Here is a 19,812-nt window from a genome sequence, read left to right on the forward strand (position 1 = left end):
CCTCCAAGGGAGGCGACCGCCACGCCGCGAAAGATATTGCCGCCGCCGATAACGACACCCACCTCGATGCCCAGCGCACGGGCCTCGGCAATGTCGCCGGCGATGCGGTCGACGACCGAGACGTCGATGCCGAAATGCTGTTCGCCCATCAACGCTTCGCCCGAAGCTTTCAGCAGAACACGTCGGTAGCGGGGCTTGACCGTCATCTGGTTCCTCGAAATTCCGGCGTGGCAAGCTCTGAAGGCGAAAACGCCCCCTGCTTCGCCCGGCGGTGCTGTCATGACGGGTTGACCGGATACACGAAGGGGGCGGCGATGTCACGCCGCGCCCTTGTGCAAAATTCCAGGCTTTCTGGATCAGTTGCTGCTGATGGCAACCGCCTCGCCTTCGACCACTACCGGCAATGCGTAGCCTGACGGCTTGTCGCCGGTCACGACACCGCCCGCGACACGGACCTGGATCTCGGGACCGAAATAAGAATGCGGGAACGGTGCCGGCGTGCCGCTCACCTTGTCCAGGCGCTGGCGAAGCGCGGGCGGTATGGAGAAATCGAGCGCCGCAAGATTATCCTGCAGCTGCGAAAGCCGCGTTGCTCCGAGAATGACGGTGGCAACTCCTGGCTGAGTCGCCACCCAGTTCAGCGCGACCTGAGCCATGCCGTGGCCGAGTTCGGCGGCGACTTTCTCCAGCTCAGCCACCACAGCCCAGTTGTGCTCGCTGAATTTCTGGAAGCCTGGGTGGGTGGTGTTGCGGAAGCCGTCGAGCCGGCCGGCATTGCCCGCCTGCGCCGGGCGGTATTTGCCACTTAGCAGTCCGCTTGCCAGCGGGCTCCAGACCATGATGCCGGCGCCATGGCGTGTCCCGAACGGCACGAATTCATGCTCGATGGCACGCTCCGCCAGAGAGTATTCAAGCTGCAACGCCGAGATCGGCTCATAGCCGCGCAGTTCGGCGATCGCCTGCGCCCGCCCGGCATACCAGGCCGGCACGTCGGACAGGCCGATGTGACGTATCTTGCCTGCCCGAACCAGATCGTCGAGCGTACGCAGCACTTCTTCGGCCGGCGTCAGCCTGTCCCAGATATGCATGAGATAGAGATCGATATAGTCGGTACCCAGCCGCTTCAGCGATGCGTCGACGGCACGCATGATGTTCTTGCGGCCATTGCCGCCGGCGTTCGGATTGCCGGGGTTCGAGTTCATGGTGAATTTGGTGGCGATCACCGCCTTGTCGCGCAAGCCCCGCTCGGCCACGAATTCACCGAGCCAGGTCTCGGCCGTGCCGCCGGTGTAAAGGTCGGCGGTGTCGAAGAAATTGCCTCCGGCCTCGACATAGGCGTCGAACATCGCGCGCGCCGTATCCCGGTCCGCGCCCCAGCCCCATTCCGTCCCGAAAGTCATCGTGCCCAGTGCCAGCCGGCTGACGCGCAGGCCGCTGTTGCCGAGTGTGTAGTAGCTCATCGTCATTGTCTTTTCCGATCTTGGTCCGGTTGATGCGGGCGTCATTGGCCAGGTGTCGCCTTGACCCAGGGATTGCCGCGCTCATGCGTCATGCGGAAGGTGAAGCCATCGACCTTCCAGCCAGCCGCGGAGCGCGTGAGGTGATGCTCATACGTGCCCCAGACCTCCCAGAGCGGGTCGCCATTGCCCTCCATCCGGTTCCAGGCGTAGCCGTTCGACAGAACGGTCGCCGTGTCCGCTTCAAGGACGACCTGGTGATTGGTGCGCAGATGCAGGCTGGTCTTGCTGCCTTTGAGATTGCCGGCCCAGGCGCCGATCAGATCGTCGGAGGCGATGTTGGCCGCGGGCTGCCCGGACAGGCTGCTGAAGTCGGCGGTGACCCTATCCGCGAAATAGCTGCGCGCGCGTTTCCAGTCCTGCGCGTCGACCGCGCGGTCGATGGCATCGGCGATGCGGATGATGGCGCGGTCGTCGACAAGCGCCTGCCAGCCCATCGGTTCGGCCCCGCCGGCGTCGAGCGGCGCCAAGGCAAGCCCTGCGGCGAAGGTAGCGTGTTTCAAGGCGTTCATGTCTCTTCTCCTCGATACCATCAGCCCGATCGCCGATGTGTTGGCGACAATGTGGACCTCTGCCTCGGCGTCGATAAGATTGCATTGTCCGCAAAGACTATGCGATACTGTTCATGAATGGACCGGGATCTGCTCAGCCATCTGCCTGTCATCATTGCGGTCGCCCGGCGCGGCGGTTTTGCCCTTGCCGCGGCCGAACTGGGCATGAGCCCTTCGGCGGTCAGCCATGCAGTGCGCCTCGTCGAGGAGCGGATCGGCCAGCCGCTGTTTGCGCGCACGACGCGCAGCGTTTCGCTCACCGAGGCGGGCAAGGCGCTGGTGGAAACGGCGGCCCCTGCCCTTCAGGATATCGCCGAGCGGATGGATCGTATCCGCAGCGTCAAGGGTAGGCCGTCCGGGCTGCTCAGGATCAACGCCTCCAACATCGCAATGCCGTTGGCGGTGACGCCGGTCGTGGCGGCGATGGCCGAGCGATATCCCGACATCACGGTCGAGATTTTTGCTGATCAAGGGTTGGTCGACATCGTCGGCGAAGGTTTTGACGCCGGCATCCGGCTCGGCGAGATGATCGCCCAGGACATGGTGGCCATCCGACTGACGCAGCCCTTCAAAGCCGTTATCGTCGCCTCGCCCGCCTATATCGGGCGACATGGCCGTCCGCGCAGCGTGGCCGATCTCGCGAACCACAATTGCATCGGATACCGTCTCGTTCGCTCCGGTGCCCTCTATCGCTGGGATTTGACCTGGGACGGCAAGGACGTGGTCATGGAAACCAGCGGTACGGCCATCGTGACGGACTCGCTTGCGGCAATCGATCTGGCTCTCGCCGGAGTGGGCCTTGCCTACATGTTCGAGCCGCTGGCGCGCGCCGGTCTCGCGGCCGGTCGCCTGGTGCAGGTTCTGCCGCAATCAGCGATCGAGGAACCCGGCCTTTTCCTCTACTTTCCGCGTCGCGCGGCGATGGCGCCCAAACTCAGGGCCTTTATCGACACCGCGAACGAAATCGGCCGGGCATCCCAGCGGATGTCCGGCCGAAAAAACGCAGGCGAAATGGACCGGTAAGAAGTTACTTCTTGACCGCCGCCGCGACTTCCGCGGCGAAATCCGTCTCTTCCTTCTCGATGCCCTCGCCAAGGGCGAAGCGCAAATAGGCCGTGATCTTGGCCGGCGCGCCGATTTCCTTTTCGGCATCCTGCAGCGCCTTCTCGACGGTGATGTCGGGATTGAGCACGAAGGCCTGCTTCAGGAGCACGACTTCCTCATAGAATTTGCGCAGGCGACCCTCGACCATCTTCTCGATGATGGCTTCCGGCTTGCCGGACTGGCGCGCCTGATCGGAGAAGATTGCCTTCTCGCGCTCGACCGCGGCCGGATCGATCTGCTCGGCGGTCAGCGCCATCGGGTTGGTGGCGGCGACATGCATGGCGACCTGGCGGCCAAAGGCATTGGCGGCATGCTCGTTGCCCGTGGTCTCGATCGCGACCAGCACACCGAGCTTGCCGAGACCATCGGCAACAGCGTTGTGGACATAGGTCGCAACCGCGCCATGCGGAACGGTGAGCTTGGCCGAGCGGCGGAAGCCCATGTTCTCGCCGATAGTGCCGACCGCGTCCTTGATGGTGTCGGTGACCGACTTGTCGGAGCCCGGATATTTGGCGGCGGCGACCGCTTCGGTCGTGCCATAGGCAAGCGCCACCTTGGCGACGTTGGCGACGATTTCCTGGAAGGCGGCATTGCGGGCGACGAAGTCGGTCTCGGAATTCACCTCGACCACGGCAGCTTCACGCACACCGTTGTCGACGCCGATCAGGCCTTCGGCTGCCGTACGGCCGGCCTTCTTGTCGGCCTTGGAGATACCCTTCTTGCGCAGCCAGTCAACGGCCTCTTCCAAGTTGCCGTTGGTCTCGTTCAACGCCGCCTTGCAGTCCATCATGCCCGCGCCGGTCAAGTCGCGGAGTTCTTTGACCTGTGCAGCCGAAATGCTCATTGTCGCCTCTTTGTTTAAATGCACCGACGCACCATCGGTATTCGATGGTGCGTCTGTTTAGCGTGCCAAAATATGAGAAAGATGAAGGCCGCAACCGGCCTTCGATTATCAAGCCTCGGGGGCTTCCGACGCCGGAGCCGGATCGAGCGCCGGTTCGACCGGAGCTTCGACCGAAGCGCCGATATCCATGCCGAGCGCGCCCTGCTGACGGGCGATGCCGTCGATGGCGGCCTTGGCAATCAGGTCGCAATAAAGCTGGATGGCGCGGGCCGCGTCGTCATTGCCGGGGATCGGGAAATCGATCTTGTCCGGATCGCAGTTCGAATCGATGATGGCGACGACCGGGATGCCCAGGCGCTTGGCCTCGAGGATGGCGATCGCCTCCTTGTTGGTGTCGATCACGAACATCAGGTCGGGCGTCGAGCCCATGTCCTTGATACCGCCGAGCGCCTTGTCGAGCTTCTCGCGCTCGCGATCGAGGTTCAGGCGTTCCTTCTTGGTCAACCCTTGCGCTTCGCCGGCCAGCATCTCGTCGAGCTTGCGCAGGCGCTGGATCGAGTTCGAGATCGTCTTCCAGTTGGTCAGCATGCCGCCGAGCCAACGCGAGTTGACGTAGTACTGGGCCGAACGCTGTGCCGCATCGGCAACGATGTCCGACGCCTGGCGCTTGGTGCCGACGAACAGCACGCGGCCGCCCTTGGCGACGGTGTCGGAAACCTGCTTCAGCGCCTGGTGCAGCAAAGGCACCGTCTGCGAGAGGTCGATGATGTGGATGTTGTTGCGGGCGCCGTAGATGTAGGACGCCATCTTCGGGTTCCAGCGGTGGGTCTGGTGGCCGAAGTGAATGCCAGCTTCCAAAAGCTGGCGCATGCTGAAATCAGGCAGTGCCATTCTAAGTTCCTTTCCGGTTAGCCTCCACGGACACAGGCATTTTTGGACCGAGGTCCTCGAACGCCACCGGAGGTCTCAGCCGGATTTCTCCCGGGCAGACACCAAAGTCCGTGTGTGGAATGAGCGCGCATATAGAGGGGAAGTCCGACAAACGCAAGCGGGGCGGCGCTTTAACGCCTAGCGTGCGGCAATCAGCGCTCCGGTGCCAATCATGGCGCTGCCGGCGAACCTGTTCATCAGCCGCATGCGCCTGGGTGTCCTGAACCAGCCCGAAGCCCGGCCCGCGAGCGCGGCATAGACCCCCATTGTCACGATATTGACGCTGATGACGGTCGCCACCACCAGCAGGCCATCGAAAAAGGTCATCGTGTCGAGGTCGAGAATCAGCGGCATGATCGAGGCATGGAACAGGATCGCCTTCGGGTTTCCGAGCGCTATGGACGCGCCGAGCAGGAAGGATCGGGACAATTTCGCCTGCCCCGTCCGCGGCTCATTCGATTGCGCGACCGAGGCCCGCCACATCCTGACGCCGAGAAAGATCAGATAGGCGGCGCCGGCATATTTCAACAGGAGGAAGATCCATTCGAAGGTCTGAGCCAGGGCCACCAACCCCAGCAGCGCCAGAGTGACGAGCACGGCATCGCCGGCGGCGACCCCAAGGCCGGCCATGAAGGCCCGCAGGAACCCACGCGACACACCGTTGGTGATGACCGCGAACATTGCCGGCCCCGGCGTGGCGGCGGCGAGCGTCACAGCGGCGCAATATGCCAGGAATGCCGTTGGTGTCATCGCTTGGACTTTCCGTTGGGCACCCGCACGCGCCGGAAGATGGCGACGATCTGCTCGCGGCTGCACTCGATGGCGCCGAGCCGCACCGCACGGTCGCGCTCGAAGCCGGTTATGTCATAATGCGGAGCGGATGTCTTAGGCGGGCCCTGGTAGGACGAGCGCTTGATGCCGAGTTCCGCCGCAAAGCGATGCAATTCGTCGGTGTCGTCGGCTAGGAGATGGCACCAGAGATGGCCGGCCCATTTCCAGATCGCCGCATCTACATAGACTGCCATCAAGCCCGCCACGGCCAGCTCAATTGCCCGACCCTGCTATTTCGATACTGGGCAAGGCTTTGTCTGGTCGAACAGCGACAGGTTGACCAGCTTGCCGGTCATCGAGAAGTCGCCATAGTCCATGACGAGATCACGGGTGATGCCGTTCTCGTGCAGCTTGAAGCTGATCCGGTATTCCGGCACTTCCTCGCCGTTCTGGGCGCTGTCGTCGAAATAGGCGATGTCGACCGGCCAGTATTTGTCGGTGGCAAGCTTCGCCAATGCCGGCGCTTCCGGATCGGCCTTGTCGGCCTCGCTCTTCTTGCCGACGACAACCGTGGTCGTCATCACCTTGTTGGCGTCTTCCGAGCCGTCGAACAAGTTGGTCTGATAGAAGTTTTCGCCTTTTTCGGCCTTTCCGATCAGCTCGACCAGATGCTGGGTCGGAAACTGGGTGGCGGCGAGTTCGAGACTGTTCTTCTCCGGCTTGTCGATATCGACCTTGAGGCCCTTCGCGTCTTTCGTGGCCATACCCTTGACCTCCTTGTCGAGGTTCTGGTCGACAAAGGATTTCGTCACGAACGAAAAGGTCTTGCCTTCGGCATCCTCGAAAGTCGTCGTCTGCTGGTCGGTCAGCTTCGTGTTGTCGTTGGTGGCGATCTGGGTGACGAAACGGAATTTCACCGTATAGCCTTCGCAGGCCGAGCCATTGAACTCGTAGACCATGCGGCCGGTGATGCCGGTGATGCCGGACCGATCATCCGCCTTCTTGAGCGTGAGATCATAGACGGCGCGATGCGCCTGCAGCGCCGGTGCGGCGACAGCGGAGCCTGTTGGCAAAAGCGCCGACAACAGAACGGCGTGGAATGCAAGGCGCGTCGCGCGCATGAGGTACTCCGATCGTCGCGGCTGATGGCAGGCCGCAGGGAAAGATGGTCCAGCTTAAAAAAAGTCGTGGCGGAAGCGAGGCAAAAATAGCAATTTCGGCCCCGCCAGCGCGGCGCCTTCCAGCAATAGGGAAAAGCAATGAGTGAAACAATCGAAAAGCGGCTAAGTGATCTCGGCGTGACGCTTCCTGTCGCGGCCGCACCCGCCGCCAACTACGTGCCCTATTCCAGGACCGGCAACCTGCTGTTCACCGCTGGTCAGTTGCCGCTCAAGGACGGCAAGCTGCAGGCAAGCGGCCTGCTCGGCCGCGACGTCGACACGGCAAGCGGCAAGGACGCGGCGAAATACTGCGCCATCAACATCCTGGCGCAGGCCAAGGCAGCACTTGGCGACCTCGAGAAGATCCGTCGCCTGGTGAAGATCACCGTCTTCGTGGCCTCTGCCCCCGACTTCGTCGAGCAGCATCTGGTCGCCAACGGCGCCTCCGATTTCCTGGTTGCCGTGCTCGGCGAAAGCGGCAAGCACGCGCGCTCGGCCGTCGGCACCGCCTCCCTGCCGCTTAATGCCGCGGTGGAAATCGAAGCGATGTTCGAAGTCGAATGAGTGTAGGTGCTGACATGACCGACCTCTCCTGGCTGACGGCCCGGCCGGTTGCCCATCGCGGCTTTCACGACATGAACAAGACGCGCTGGGAAAACACGCTTTCCGCCTTCGCTGCCGCGGCCGAACGCGGCTACGCGATCGAATGCGACGTGCATCTGTCGTCGGATGGCGTCCCCATCGTCATCCATGACGACGATTTGCAACGGCTGACCGGGCAGGACGGTTTCGTCTGGCAACGCAGCGCGGCCGAACTTACCGCGCTCAAGGTTGGCGGCACGGCGGATCACGTGCCGACGTTGCAGGAAGCGCTCGACCTCGTCGATGGTCGCGTGCCGATGGTCGTCGAACTGAAAGGAACTCCCGGTCGCGACGAAGGCCTGGTGGCGCGCGTCGGCAAGATGCTCAAGCGCTACAAGGGCAAGGCGGCGATCATGTCATTCGATCACTGGCTGATCCGCGATTTCCCCAAACACGCGCCCGGCATTCCGGCTGGATTGACCGCCTATGGCAAGGACGCCAAGCTGATCGAAGCACATTTCGCCATGCTGGCGCACGAACTCGCCTTTACCTCCTATGCCGCAGGCGACTTGCCGAATCCGTTTGTCAGCTTCGTGCGCGAAAAGCTCAAAATGCCTGTCATCACCTGGACGGTGCATGATCAGCCCGCGATCGACCTGACCTTTAGATACGCCGACCAGATGACGTTCGAAGGGTTCGAACCCGACCTGGTCGAAGTCGCCTGAGCAGGGTGCCCGAAACGTGACTTGTAGCGGCCCGAATGGAGCTTAAATAAGCCTCATGGATCAGGGCGACGACGGCGACGGGCAAATGGCGAATGCGGACTATTCGATCCGCATCGCCGCCGGCATCGGTGCCTTTACCTGCGACGAATGGAACGGCTTTGCCGGAACCACGCGTGGCGACACGGAAGCTGGGTACAACCCGCTCGTTTCCTTCGCTTTTTTGAGCGCTCTGGAGGATTCCGGCTGTGCCGTGCGGCGCACCGGCTGGCAAGGTCATCACCTGCGGCTGGAGACCGCGCAAGGCAGGCTCCTCGGCGCCGTTCCCTGTTATCTCAAGTCGCACAGCCAGGGCGAATACGTGTTCGATCACGGCTGGTCGGATGCCTTCGAGCGCGCCGGCGGCCGTTACTATCCAAAACTGCAAAGTGCCGTGCCGTTCACCCCCGTCACCGGCCCTCGCCTGCTGGTCGGCAAAGGCGAGGATCAGGATGCGGTGAAGGCTGGGCTTGCGGCCGGTCTCAAAATGGTGGCCGACAAGCTCGGCGTCTCCTCTGCGCATGTCACCTTCGTGCAGGAGAGCGACGTCGCGACGCTGGAAGCCGCGGGCTTCCTGCATCGCACCGACCAGCAATTCCATTTCTTCAACGAAGGCTTTTCAACCTATGACGACTTTCTCGCCACGCTTGCCTCACGCAAACGCAAGGCGATGAAGAAGGAACGGCGCGAGGCGCTGGCCGATGGCATCTCGATCGACTGGCTGACCGGAAAGGACCTGACCGAAAAGGCCTGGGACGACTTCTTCGCCTTCTATATGGACACCGGCAGCCGCAAATGGGGCCGCCCCTACCTGAACCGCCAGTTCTTCTCGTTGATCGGCGAACGCATGGCGGACGACATCCTGCTGGTGATGGCCAAGCGCAACGGGCGCTATATTGCCGGCGCCATCAACTTCATCGGCTCCGACGCGCTCTACGGCCGCAACTGGGGCTGCATCGAGGATCACCCCTACCTGCATTTCGAGGTTTGCTATCACCAGGCCATCGACTTCGCCATCCAACGCAAGCTGAAGGTGGTCGAGGCAGGCGCGCAAGGCGAACACAAGCTGGCGCGCGGCTACCGGCCGGTGACCATGCATTCCGCCCACTACATTTCCCATCCTGGCCTGCGCAACGCTGTGGCCGACTATCTCCGGCGCGAACGGCGCGAAGTGGAGCGGATGGGCGAATATCTGGAAGAGCACACGCCGTTCCGCAAGGATATTGGCGACCTCGATTGATCGCACCGCAGCTTCGCCTTGCTGCTCGCAGGTCGCTTCGCTACACCGGACGGCAAGGCACACTTCGGAGCGTTTGCCATGATTGAGGCCGCCTATGATACCGGCAACATCTTCGCAAAGATCCTGCGCGGAGAGATCCCCTCGCATCGCGTTTACGAGGACGAAGCCGTCGTGGCTTTCATGGATGTGATGCCGCAAGGACCCGGCCATACGCTGGTGGTGCCGAAAGCGCCGTCGCGCAACTTGCTCGACGCCGATCCGGAGATATTTGGCTCGCTCTTTACAGTTGTTCAAAAAATGGCGCTGGCGGTGAAGAAAGCCTTTAACGCCGATGGCGTCACCATAATGCAGTTCAACGAGCCAGCCTCCGGACAGACCGTCTATCACCTGCATGTGCATGTGGTTCCGCGCTTCGAGGGCGTGGCGCTCAAACCGCATTCCGGACAGATGGAGAAGCCGGAAGTGCTGGCGGAGAATGCCGGCAAGATCCGTGCCGCGCTCGCGGGCTGAGGTGTCTGTTCGCCGCTTTCATATGACTTTGGCGCAATGAAAAAGCCCCGTTTCCGGGGCTTTTCCGAGTAAGTTCCGATCAGCCTTTTCTGGGCAGTTGCGGCACAAGGCTGCGCTTGCCGCCGTCCTTGCCCTTCGGCTCCGGCTTCTGCGCCACGGCCTTCTTTGCCGCGGACTTCTTGGCCACCGCCTTGGGCGGCTTCGGCGCGTCTTCGGGCTCTTCCTTCTTCGGCTTCACCGGCGCCTCGTCGGCGAGCGATTCGAGCTTCAGGCCGGTCTCGCCGGTTTCCTTCTTCTCGACGGTGACGCGCACCGTGCCGCCCTTCTTCAGCTTGCCGAACAGCACCTCGTCGGCCAGCGGCTTCTTGATGTGCTCCTGGATGACGCGGCCAAGCGGACGCGCGCCCATGCGTTCGTCATAACCCTTGTCGGCGAGCCAGGCGATCGCGTCCGGCGACAGGTCGAAGGTGACGCCGCGCTCGGAGAGCTGGGCTTCCAGCTGCATGACGAACTTCTGCACCACCTGATGGATCACCGGCACCGGCAGCGAGCCGAACGGGATGATCGCATCGAGACGGTTGCGGAATTCCGGCGTGAACAGTCGGTTGATCGCCTCGACATCGTCGCCTTCGCGCTTGGTCGAACCGAAACCGATCGCCGCGCGCTGCGCATCGGATGCGCCCGCATTGGTGGTCATGATCAGGATGACATTGCGGAAGTCGATCTGCTTGCCATTGTGGTCGGTCAGCTTGCCGTGGTCCATCACCTGCAACAGGATGTTGAACAGGTCCGGATGCGCCTTCTCGACCTCGTCGAGCAGCAGCACGCAGTGCGGATGCTGGTCGACACCGTCGGTCAAAAGCCCGCCTTGGTCGAAACCGACATAGCCGGGAGGCGCGCCGATCAGCCGCGAGACGGTGTGGCGTTCCATATATTCCGACATGTCGAAGCGGATCAGTTCGACGCCGAGCGAGGCGGCCAACTGCTTGGCGACCTCCGTCTTGCCGACGCCGGTCGGGCCCGAGAACAGGTACGAGCCGATCGGCTTTTCCGGTTCGCGCAGGCCGGCCCGTGCCAGCTTGATCGCCGAGGTCAGCGCCGTAATGGCGGTGTCCTGGCCGTAGACGACGCGCTTGAGCTCAATGTCCAGGCCCTGCAGCACCTTCTCGTCATCGGCCGAAACCGTCTTCGGCGGAATACGCGCCATGGTGGCGATCGTCGCTTCGATCTCCTTGATGCCGATCGTCTTCTTGCGCTTGGCTTCCGGCACCAGCATCTGCGAGGCGCCGGTCTCGTCGATCACGTCGATCGCCTTGTCCGGCAGCTTGCGGTCGTTGATGTAGCGCGCCGACAGTTCCACCGAGGCCTTGATCGCCTCGTTGGTGAACTTCACCTTGTGAAATTCCTCATAATAGGGCTTCAGGCCCTTCATGATCTCGATGGCGTCCTCGACGGTCGGCTCATTGACGTCGATCTTCTGGAAGCGCCGCACCAAGGCACGGTCCTTCTCGAAGAATTGGCGGAACTCCTTGTAGGTGGTCGAACCGATGCAGCGGATCGCACCGGAAGACAGCGCCGGCTTCAACAGGTTCGACGCATCCATGGCGCCGCCCGAAGTGGCGCCGGCGCCGATCACCGTATGGATCTCGTCGATGAACAGCACGGCACCCGGATAATCCTCGAGTTCCTTGACGACCTGCTTCAGCCGTTCCTCGAAATCGCCACGATAGCGCGTGCCGGCCAACAGCGTGCCCATGTCGAGCGCGAAGATGGTGGCATTGTGCAGCACTTCCGGCACGTCGCCCTCGACGATGCGCTTGGCCAGCCCTTCGGCGATCGCCGTCTTGCCGACACCGGGGTCACCGACATAGAGCGGGTTGTTCTTGGAACGGCGGCACAGCACCTGGATGGTGCGGTTGATCTCGCCTTCGCGGCCGATCAGCGGATCGATCTTGCCGGCCTTGGCCTTGTTGTTCAGGTTGACGCAATAAGCGGTCAACGCGTCCTGTTGCTGCTTCTTCTTGCCGCCCTCCTCCTGTGGCTCGGCGCCGTTCGGGCCGCCCTGCTCGTCATCGGCACCGCGCGGGCTGCGGCTCTCCGACGCGCCCGGACGCTTGGCGATGCCATGCGAGATGTAGTTGACCGCGTCGTAGCGGGTCATCTGCTGTTCCTGCAGGAAATAAGCGGCATGGCTTTCGCGCTCGGCGAAGATCGCCACGAGCACGTTGGCACCAGACACTTCCTCGCGACCCGATGACTGCACATGGATCACCGCGCGCTGGATGACGCGCTGGAAGCCGGCGGTCGGCTTGGAGTCCTCGTCGTAGCCGGTAACCAGATTGTCGAGCTCGGTATCGATATAGGTGAGAACGGTATGCTTCAGCTCGTCGAGATCGACGTTGCAGGCGCGCATGACGGCGGCCGCCTCGGTGTCGTCGATGAGCGCGAGCAGCAAATGTTCAAGGGTTGCATATTCATGGTGCCGCTCATTGGCGAGCGTCAGCGCCTGGTGAAGCGCCTTTTCCAGGCCTTGGGAGAAAGCCGGCATGTTACCTCACTTCTTCTCCATCACGCATTGCAGCGGATGCTGATTCTGTCGGGCGAAATCCATGACCTGAGACACTTTGGTCTCGGCCACCTCGAATGTATAGACCCCGCACTCGCCCACTCCATGATTGTGAACATGAAGCATGATGCGTGTGGCGGCTTCGCGGTCCTTCTGGAAAAAACGTTCCAGCACGTGAACCACGAACTCCATCGGAGTGTAGTCGTCGTTGAGGATGAGGACCCGGTAAAGGCTGGGCTTCTTGGTTTTGGTTTTGGTGCGCGTGATGACGGCCGTCCCGCGGCCGGCCTCATTGCCGTCGCCGCCGCCGTTTTGCATCCGCGCCACTTGTCTCGTGGCAGTCAAACCGATCGTCACGTAATCCTGCCTCTTTCGAATCCTCATGCGAGTTCAACATGTAGGTGTTCGATGGACGATTTTAAGCCCTTCTGGTTAGCTGACAATATGGCTAGGTGATCAACCTGGCGGTTTTTCGCAATCGTGAAGCGCTGGCATGAAAAAACCCGGCCGCGTTTCCGCGGTCGGGTTTTGTCCCGCGCCCAAAGGGCCGGATTTAATTCACGGGCGAAAAATTACTTTGCCTTGGCAACGATCGATTCGAACGGCTTGTAGGCCTCTTTGGCGAGTTCGGCATAGAGGTCGCCAATCTTGGTAGCCTCGGCGACGAACGCCTCGTAGGACTGCTTGGCATAGTCGGATTGAATCTCGATCGCCTTGTCCAGCGACTTGGCCGAGAACAGCTTCTCGCACGCGACGCTGCCGGCTTCGAAGCTCTTCTTGGTGTATTCGCCGGCCTCGGTGGCGATCGCCTGCGCGCCCTTGGACAAGGAGGCGAAGCTCTTCAATCCGGTGTCGGCGAACTCCTTGCCGTATTTGCTGAAGTCCTCATAGGTCTGGGTCATTTCGTACTCTCCCTGGACGGTTGACGCGCCCTGCCCCGAGCGTCGTTGTGCAATGCATAATATATATTGTGCAGCGCACAAAAGTCAAGAAGTCGGGGGCTCGCGACCCCGCGGGCAGCGGCAATGGCTAAAATTCGAATAAAGGAAGGCTCAAACCCCCAGAAAATGGTGAACGCGGCGGTTACCATAAACGGATTGGTAACGCTGCCCCGCTAGCTTGGCCAGAAGTGAGGCAGGATCCCTTTGCCGCCTCCAGCGCAACGAGAAATTCAAAGGAACTACCAGTGCGTCAGGCGTTGTCGGGCTTCGTTTCCAAATCCGCGTTCCCTCTTAAAACGATCATGATCCTCGCCATGGCGATGACCTTCGTCGTCGCGGACGTCGCCTCGTCGCTCGCGGCGAAATCCGCGGCCATCGTCGTCGATGCCAAAACCGGCAAGGTGCTGTACTCGGCTAATGCCGATGGCCGGCGCTATCCCGCTTCGCTGACCAAGATGATGACGCTCTATCTGACCTTTGAAGCGATGGCGAAGGGCAAGATCAGCAGAAACTCGCCAGTCGTGTTTTCGGCCCATGCGTCAGCCGAGGCGCCGACCAAGCTCGGCGTGAAGCCTGGTGGATCGGTGGCGGTCGAGACCGCGATCCTGTCGATCGTGACGAAGTCGGCCAACGACTCGGCGACCGCGCTCGGCGAAATGCTCGGCGGCAACGAAACCAACTTCGCCCGCATGATGACGGCCAAGGCGCGGCAGCTCGGCATGAACGGCACGGTCTTCCGCAACGCCAACGGCCTGCCGGATCCGGGACAGTTCACCACCGCGCGCGACATGGCCACGCTCGGCATTGCGCTCAGGGAACATTTTCCCCAGTACTACGGCTATTTCGCGCAGCGATCCTTTCTCTACGGTCGCCAGCGCATCAATGGCCATAACCGTCTGCTCGGACGCATCAAGGGCGTCGACGGCATCAAGACCGGCTATACCCGCGCCTCCGGCTTCAATCTCGTCTCGTCCGTTAATGACGGCAACCGCCGCCTTGTCGCCGTTGTCATGGGCGGCACGTCGGGCGGCAGCCGCGACAACCAGATGGCGGGCCTGATCAACACCTATCTGCCGAGGGCCTCGACCCGCGGTGGCGGCGACCTCGTCGCCAAGGCGGACAGCAATCCCATCAGTGCACTTGCAAAGGTTCTCCTGCCCAAGCATGAGGCGCCGACCCCGGACGAAAAGCCGGTGGCCGTGGCGGAAGCCGATACGGCCGTCGCCGACGACGCGACCGTTGCCCAGGGCGACAGCGAGGACGAGGATACAGCCGAGGCGGAGGCACCCAAGCTGGTTGTCCCGGCAAAGAAGGTAAAGACGGTCATCGTCTCCGCTCCCAAGGTCGCCACCGCCCAGGTCGTGGCCGCCTATGCCGAGCCCACCCCGGCCGTTGATCCGGTCAGCACCGCGTCGGTTCCGTCAGGCTGGGCCATCCAGGTTGCCTCCTCGCCGAAGCAGTCCGAAGCCCAGGCTTTCCTCGACAAGACCGCCAAGCAGGCTCCCAAGGTGCTGGCCAACGCTTCCGGCTTCACCGTCGCTTTCGACAAGGACGGCGCCACCTACTACCGCGCGCGCTTCGGCGGCTTTGGGTCCAAGGATGCCGCCTGGAAGGCCTGCACCGCTTTGAAGAAGAAGAAAATCGAGTGCTACGCCGTCCAGCAATAGGACTGCGTGGAAGATATCTCCCGGAAAATTTTTGCGTCGAAGGAGACTAGTTGTGATTGGAGAGCAAGACGTCCTTGGCTTCGTTAATCCGCGCCGCCAGGAAAGACGTGCCGCCGACATCGGGGTGCAGGCGCTGCATCAGGCGGCGGTGCGCCTTGCGGACATCCGCCGCGGCGGCCCCCGCTTCAAGACCAAGGACCTTGTAGGCCTCCTCCTTAGTCATGGCGCCCGGACCTGGCGCAACACCCAGCCCTTCGCCACCGTTCGTCTCAGCGTATTTGCGCCAGACGGGAAATCTGCCGTCAAGATACGTCTCTAGCAACTGCCGGCTCTCCGGATCGCCGGAGAGTTCACGGTAGAGATGCTGCAATTGCGCAAGGGTCATCGAGCCAAGCATCTTGCCATCGTGGCGGCCGGCCAGAACCAGTCCTTCCAGGCCGCCAGTATTGTGATCGAGTTCCATCTCGAGTGCCGCCGTCCGCACCGTTGAGCGTTTTCCAGCACCCGGTCTGGCCTTTGGCCCGCCCGTATGCATGGCGCCGTACCAGGCGATTGCCACGAACAGAATGATGCCGCCGATGCCTTGGCGCCCGACCAGGAGCACGGCGCCACCCACCAGCGCCAGCAGGATCGGTCCCAATTTTCTCATTCCGCTTGCGAGTTGCGCCGGATCCGCGCGGAGAAATGCGGTGGCTACCCCCAGCAGCACCAGCAACAACGCGACCACAATGATAATTGCGCCTAACATTTCGCACCGCCCCGCAGGGGTCCTGTCCGCTCGGACAGCCGCGTGATGTCCTTCAACACTTTTCCTGCGCCAGAATCATGGCCTTTAATCGGGCCGGAAGGAGGACCATCATGCGAACTGATCCTCCAAAGCACAGCGGCCTGTGTCGACAGTTCTTCATCGCGCATGGATTTCAAGATGTGGCGTCGTCGCGTCGCTTGCAAGTCCAGCGCGGGGCAAGATTGAGGGCCAGAAAACGCGGGCGCGGCAGTAGGCAATCCTTCGCTCAAGCCCTAGAGCAGGCCGAGGTCGGCCAGCTCGCGCCTGAGTTTCGGCGGCATCTCGACCAATCCCGCCTTGCCCTTGCCGAGGTCGGCCGGGGCGTCCGCCGGCTTCAGGTAACGCCAGCCCTGGAAGGCGCGGCGCGGCTGCCAGTCGGTGCGCACCACCTCGGGATCGAGCATCAAATGGCAGCGGCCAATGCCGTCGTCATCGGTGAACGGCCGGATTTCCGTGATCAACTGGCGGCACTGCACGCTGCCCTTGATCACCCAGTAGAGCGAACCGCCATCGGTGACCTCGTCGCCACGTGTCGGCATCATGCGGGTGGTGTGCCAGTGTTCGGCTGGTTCGCCGGCACGGCGGCGCTCGTCAAGACGGAAGGCGATCCACTCTTCGAGATCCTCGACACTGTCGCAACCGACGCAAAGCTTTAGGAGATTGAGAGCCATCGCCCAAGGTTAGTCCGGAGCGCCGGGACGTCAACGGCCTGACGGACTTCTCCACAGTGCCGGCTTGGGCCAGCCCTCAACACTCGACCACATTGACCGCCAGGCCGCCAAGGCTGGTTTCCTTGTACTTCTCGTTCATGTCGAGGCCGGTCTGGCGCATCGTCTCGATCGCCGCATCGAGTGGCACGAAATGCACGCCGTCGCCTTTGATGGCCAGTGACGCGGCCGTCACCGCCTTGACGGCACCCAATGCGTTGCGCTCGATGCAGGGCACCTGGACCAGCCCGCCGACCGGGTCGCAAGTCATGCCGAGATGATGTTCGAGCGCGATTTCGGCAGCATTCTCGACCTGCTCGGGGGTGCCGCCCATGACCGCGCACAGGCCGGCCGCAGCCATTGCCGAGGCGGAACCGACCTCGCCCTGACAGCCTACCTCGGCGCCCGATATCGACGCATTGGACTTGATGATGCCGCCGACGGCCGCTGCCGTCAGCAGGAAGTCGCGAATGCTCGGCTGGTCGGCCTCGGGATGGAAATGCAGCCAGTAACGCAGCACCGCCGGCAGCGTGCCGGCGGCACCATTGGTCGGCGCGGTGACGACACGCCCGCCGGCCGCATTCTCCTCGTTGACCGCCATCGCATAGATCGACAGCCAGTCATTGGCGAGCAGCGGGTTCGGCCGGTTCTGTTGCCACTGCTCTTGCAGCTTGTCATGGAGCTGCCTGGCGCGGCGGCGCACCTTCAGGCCGCCGGGCATGATGCCGTCCTGCGACAGGCCGCGGTCGATGCAGCCCTTCATGGCGTCCCATATCGCGTCGAGGCCGGTGTCGAGCGCCTCGCGCGACATCTGCGTCTCCTCGTTGACGCGCTTCATTTCGGCAATGGAAAGGCCGCTCCTGGCCGCCATCTTCAGCATCTCGACAGCATTCTTGAAGGGATACGGCACTTTCTTGCCCTCGGTTGTGACCGAGCCCTTCGACTTCATCCGTTGCAGCTCTTCTTCCGAAACCACGAAGCCGCCGCCGATCGAATAGTAGATGCGCTTGAGCAGCAACCGGCCGCCGACGTCGTAAGCGTAGAACGCCATGCCGTTGGCATGACCGGTGAGCGGCGTCTTGCGGTCCAGCACCAGATCGGTGGCCGGATCGAAATGGTAGGGAGGGTGGCCGGGCGGTGAAACCAGCTTGTCGGCGGTGATGCGGCTGACAATTTCGTCGGCTCGGTCGGGGTCGACCGTTTGCGGCGTCTGGCCGGCAAGGCCGAGAATGACGGCACGGTCGCTGCCATGGCCGATGCCGGTATAGGCGAGCGAGCCATGCAGGCTGGCGCCGATGCGATCGACCTTGGCGCCAGCGGGACGCGGCCAGTCGTCGCCCGCGACCTCATCGAGGAAGCGGCGCGCAGCCGTCATCGGTCCCATCGTGTGCGAGCTCGAGGGGCCGATGCCGATCTTGAACAGGTCGAAAACCGAAAGGAACACGCTGTCTCCTGGGTCACGTCGAGGATTACATATAGGAATTCCCGGGATGTTTCCGCTCTTTTGACAATCGCGGCGCAGCACCTGCCGACCTTGTTTGCTCCGGCAGCGACATCGAGTGCAACGCGCCGTGCAAGGTCATCGAAGCAACCGGGCCGAATATGGTAGATTCGGCGCCATGGGCGATTCCTATCTTTCGACGGCCGATCTCGCGGCGCTGGGCTTTTTCCTCCTCGCATGGGTGCTGCACACGCTCGCCTCGGACGGCCACCTGGTCGGCCGCGTGTCGCTGACCACCGCCATGAATGCGCAACGCGAGGCCTGGATGCGCACCATGGCCGAGCGCGAGATCCGCATCGTCGACACCGCCATCATGAGCGGCCTGCAGCAGGGAACCGCCTTCTTCGCCTCCAGTTCGCTGATCGCGCTCGGCGGCTGCTTCGCCCTGCTTGGCGCGTCGGACCGGGTGCTTGAGGTGCTGAGCACCTTGCCCTTGGGCGGCGCGCCGTCGCGCTCGGCCTTTCAGATCAAGGTGCTGGGACTGGTGCTGATCCTGGCCTTTTCCTTCTTCAAATTCGGCTGGGCCTATAGGCTGTTCAACTACTGTTCGATCCTGATCGGCGCCGTGCCGATCCCGCATGGCGAGGCCTCGCGCAATCCCCTCACGCAAACGGCCGTGTGGCGCGCGACGCAAATGAACATGCTGGCCGGCAAGCATTTCAACTCGGGCCTGCGCGGCGTGTTCTTCTCGATCGGCTATCTCGGCTGGTTCGTCGATCCCCTGGTGTTCGTGCTGTCGACGCTTCTGCTGCTGGCCGTTCTGGTACGGCGCCAGTTCTTCTCGGCGGCGCGGCGCGCGGTGATCGGTCAGCCGCCCGGCGTCGGAAACGGCTGATCGATGCGTCCGGAAAGCCAATAGGCAAAAAGCCCGATCCATTCGCGAACCCCGATGGTCGTGTTCTGCAGCGAATCGGCCGCATTGTCGCGAAACAAGCCGACGCCTTCCCGACCCGAGGTGCGATAGTCGACCGGCCATTGAACAGTTGGAAAACCTGCCTTGTCGAACAGGGCCTTGGCGCGCGGCATGTGAAAGGCTGATGTCACCAAAAGCCATGTCTCGCCCGGTTTGGGCTTGACCAGTTCGCGGCTGAAGACCGCGTTCTCGTAAGTGTTGCGGGATTTGTCTTCGAGGAGCAGCCGGTCGGCCGGGACACCCAGCGCCTCGAGCAGGCGCGGCGCGGTGTCGGCATCACCTTCGCCGTCGAAGAACAATGAGCCGTTTCCACCGGAGACCACCACTTTTGCCTGCGGGAAACGCCTGGCGAGGATCGCGGTCTCGACCATGCGATCGCCGCTGCTGTTCAATTCATAGCCGCCGCGCACAAGGTTGATAGCGCCCTCGAAGCCGCCGCCGAGCACGACGATGCCGTCTACCTTCTCCGGCAGCGGCGGCCTGGGAAAGCGTTCCTCCAGCGGATTGAGCATCATCGCTCCAAGTGACGTCCACGCCGACAGCGCAAGGATCAGAAACGCCAGCACGCCGCCGCTGACGGCAAGTCGCCGCCGGCCGGCCATCCCGGCGAGCAGGCCTGCCAAAAGCAGGAAGATCGTCAGGTTGAGTGGCTGGATGAAGAACCAGAATATCTTGGAAAGATAGTAGAACATCGCTCACTCATTACAGCCCGCAAGGCTGTCCAAAATCGATCGCGATTTTCAGGACCATGCGTCAGGCG

The 19,812-nt window shown here is 62.4% G+C and carries 21 protein-coding genes and 1 pseudogene; 7 read left to right on the forward strand and 15 right to left on the reverse strand.

Annotation, left to right across the window (positions count from 1 at the left end):
- The 3 genes and pseudogenes from pyrH to LB554_RS27740 all read right to left on the reverse strand — a co-directional run.
- Nucleotides 1–206 (reverse strand): annotated as a pseudogene (gene pyrH / locus LB554_RS27730) (UMP kinase); the annotation flags it as partial.
- A 150-nt stretch (nucleotides 207–356) separates the two neighbouring features.
- On the reverse strand, nucleotides 357–1,466 hold the full coding sequence (locus LB554_RS27735; protein WP_224588006.1) for an aldo/keto reductase: 1,110 nt from the start codon (nucleotides 1,464–1,466) through the stop codon (nucleotides 357–359).
- A 35-nt stretch (nucleotides 1,467–1,501) separates the two neighbouring features.
- Nucleotides 1,502–2,029: a nuclear transport factor 2 family protein gene (locus LB554_RS27740; protein WP_224588007.1), complete on the reverse strand. Its 528-nt coding sequence runs from the start codon at nucleotides 2,027–2,029 to the stop codon at nucleotides 1,502–1,504.
- Nucleotides 2,030–2,146: 117 nt separating this feature from the next.
- Between LB554_RS27740 and LB554_RS27745 the strand changes: the two genes are divergently transcribed.
- The gene (locus LB554_RS27745) at nucleotides 2,147–3,091 is read left to right on the forward strand and encodes a LysR family transcriptional regulator (protein ID WP_224588008.1); all 945 of its coding nucleotides are present in this window, start codon (nucleotides 2,147–2,149) and stop codon (nucleotides 3,089–3,091) included.
- Nucleotides 3,092–3,095: 4 nt separating this feature from the next.
- On the opposite strand, the gene tsf is transcribed toward LB554_RS27745, so the two are convergent.
- The 5 genes from tsf to LB554_RS27770 all read right to left on the reverse strand — a co-directional run bounded on the left by tsf (nucleotide 3,096) and on the right by LB554_RS27770 (nucleotide 6,838).
- Nucleotides 3,096–4,016, reverse strand: a complete 921-nt coding sequence (gene tsf / locus LB554_RS27750; RefSeq protein ID WP_015317779.1) for a translation elongation factor Ts — start codon at nucleotides 4,014–4,016, stop codon at nucleotides 3,096–3,098.
- Nucleotides 4,017–4,124: 108 nt separating this feature from the next.
- A complete protein-coding gene (gene rpsB, locus LB554_RS27755; RefSeq protein ID WP_015317778.1) occupies nucleotides 4,125–4,907 on the reverse strand; it encodes a 30S ribosomal protein S2 in 783 nt (260 codons plus the stop codon).
- A 177-nt stretch (nucleotides 4,908–5,084) separates the two neighbouring features.
- Nucleotides 5,085–5,696 (reverse strand): LysE family translocator, encoded by a 612-nt coding sequence (locus tag LB554_RS27760; protein WP_015317777.1) that lies wholly within the window; start codon nucleotides 5,694–5,696, stop codon nucleotides 5,085–5,087.
- The gene (locus LB554_RS27765; RefSeq protein ID WP_140616396.1) at nucleotides 5,693–5,971 is read right to left on the reverse strand and encodes a DUF4031 domain-containing protein; all 279 of its coding nucleotides are present in this window, start codon (nucleotides 5,969–5,971) and stop codon (nucleotides 5,693–5,695) included. The genes LB554_RS27760 and LB554_RS27765 overlap by 4 nt, the downstream gene beginning before the upstream one ends.
- 36 nt (nucleotides 5,972–6,007) lie before the next feature.
- Nucleotides 6,008–6,838 carry a cell envelope integrity EipB family protein gene (locus LB554_RS27770; protein ID WP_140616393.1) on the reverse strand — a complete coding sequence of 277 codons (831 nt, stop codon included), beginning with the start codon at nucleotides 6,836–6,838 and terminating at the stop codon, nucleotides 6,008–6,010.
- A gap of 138 nt (nucleotides 6,839–6,976) precedes the next feature.
- Here LB554_RS27770 and LB554_RS27775 point away from each other — a divergent pair, with 138 nt between their 5' ends.
- The 4 genes from LB554_RS27775 to LB554_RS27790 all read left to right on the forward strand — a co-directional run bounded on the left by LB554_RS27775 (nucleotide 6,977) and on the right by LB554_RS27790 (nucleotide 9,970).
- Nucleotides 6,977–7,441: a RidA family protein gene (locus LB554_RS27775; RefSeq protein ID WP_140616391.1), complete on the forward strand. Its 465-nt coding sequence runs from the start codon at nucleotides 6,977–6,979 to the stop codon at nucleotides 7,439–7,441.
- Nucleotides 7,442–7,455: 14 nt separating this feature from the next.
- Nucleotides 7,456–8,184 (forward strand): glycerophosphodiester phosphodiesterase, encoded by a 729-nt coding sequence (locus LB554_RS27780; protein ID WP_140616389.1) that lies wholly within the window; start codon nucleotides 7,456–7,458, stop codon nucleotides 8,182–8,184.
- 55 nt (nucleotides 8,185–8,239) lie between these two features.
- Nucleotides 8,240–9,460, forward strand: coding sequence for a GNAT family N-acetyltransferase (locus LB554_RS27785; protein WP_224588009.1), 1,221 nt, complete (start codon nucleotides 8,240–8,242; stop codon nucleotides 9,458–9,460).
- Between the two features lie 81 nt (nucleotides 9,461–9,541).
- The gene (locus LB554_RS27790) at nucleotides 9,542–9,970 is read left to right on the forward strand and encodes an HIT family protein (protein WP_224588035.1); all 429 of its coding nucleotides are present in this window, start codon (nucleotides 9,542–9,544) and stop codon (nucleotides 9,968–9,970) included.
- Nucleotides 9,971–10,049: 79 nt separating this feature from the next.
- Here the strand turns inward: LB554_RS27790 and clpA are convergent, their stop codons facing one another.
- From clpA to LB554_RS27805, 3 genes are all read right to left on the reverse strand, one after another.
- Complete coding sequence (gene clpA / locus LB554_RS27795; protein ID WP_015317768.1) at nucleotides 10,050–12,518, reverse strand: ATP-dependent Clp protease ATP-binding subunit ClpA; 2,469 nt, start codon at nucleotides 12,516–12,518, stop codon at nucleotides 10,050–10,052.
- A gap of 6 nt (nucleotides 12,519–12,524) precedes the next feature.
- The gene (clpS, locus tag LB554_RS27800) at nucleotides 12,525–12,854 is read right to left on the reverse strand and encodes an ATP-dependent Clp protease adapter ClpS (RefSeq protein WP_010909565.1); all 330 of its coding nucleotides are present in this window, start codon (nucleotides 12,852–12,854) and stop codon (nucleotides 12,525–12,527) included.
- Between the two features lie 254 nt (nucleotides 12,855–13,108).
- A complete protein-coding gene (locus LB554_RS27805) occupies nucleotides 13,109–13,438 on the reverse strand; it encodes a phasin family protein (protein WP_015317766.1) in 330 nt (109 codons plus the stop codon).
- Between the two features lie 284 nt (nucleotides 13,439–13,722).
- Between LB554_RS27805 and LB554_RS27810 the strand changes: the two genes are divergently transcribed.
- Nucleotides 13,723–15,144, forward strand: a complete 1,422-nt coding sequence (locus tag LB554_RS27810) for an SPOR domain-containing protein (RefSeq protein WP_224588011.1) — start codon at nucleotides 13,723–13,725, stop codon at nucleotides 15,142–15,144.
- A 46-nt stretch (nucleotides 15,145–15,190) separates the two neighbouring features.
- Here LB554_RS27810 and LB554_RS27815 read toward each other — a convergent pair whose 3' ends face one another.
- The 3 genes from LB554_RS27815 to LB554_RS27825 all read right to left on the reverse strand — a co-directional run bounded on the left by LB554_RS27815 (nucleotide 15,191) and on the right by LB554_RS27825 (nucleotide 18,082).
- Nucleotides 15,191–15,892 (reverse strand): DnaJ domain-containing protein, encoded by a 702-nt coding sequence (locus tag LB554_RS27815; RefSeq protein WP_140718054.1) that lies wholly within the window; start codon nucleotides 15,890–15,892, stop codon nucleotides 15,191–15,193.
- A gap of 272 nt (nucleotides 15,893–16,164) precedes the next feature.
- Nucleotides 16,165–16,602, reverse strand: a complete 438-nt coding sequence (locus tag LB554_RS27820) for a DUF1489 family protein (protein ID WP_140616375.1) — start codon at nucleotides 16,600–16,602, stop codon at nucleotides 16,165–16,167.
- Nucleotides 16,603–16,678: 76 nt separating this feature from the next.
- Nucleotides 16,679–18,082, reverse strand: a complete 1,404-nt coding sequence (locus LB554_RS27825; protein WP_140718056.1) for an L-serine ammonia-lyase — start codon at nucleotides 18,080–18,082, stop codon at nucleotides 16,679–16,681.
- Between the two features lie 175 nt (nucleotides 18,083–18,257).
- Between LB554_RS27825 and LB554_RS27830 the strand changes: the two genes are divergently transcribed.
- Nucleotides 18,258–18,974 (forward strand): DUF599 domain-containing protein, encoded by a 717-nt coding sequence (locus LB554_RS27830; RefSeq protein ID WP_140718058.1) that lies wholly within the window; start codon nucleotides 18,258–18,260, stop codon nucleotides 18,972–18,974.
- On the opposite strand, the gene LB554_RS27835 is transcribed toward LB554_RS27830, so the two are convergent.
- Nucleotides 18,947–19,744, reverse strand: coding sequence for a YdcF family protein (locus tag LB554_RS27835; protein WP_140718060.1), 798 nt, complete (start codon nucleotides 19,742–19,744; stop codon nucleotides 18,947–18,949). The two genes, LB554_RS27830 and LB554_RS27835, sit on opposite strands and share 28 nt — an antisense overlap.
- Nucleotides 19,745–19,812 lie beyond the last annotated feature (68 nt).

The sequence above is a fragment of the Mesorhizobium sp. CO1-1-11 genome, from assembly GCF_020164995.1.
GTDB lineage: Bacteria > Pseudomonadota > Alphaproteobacteria > Rhizobiales > Rhizobiaceae > Mesorhizobium > Mesorhizobium australicum.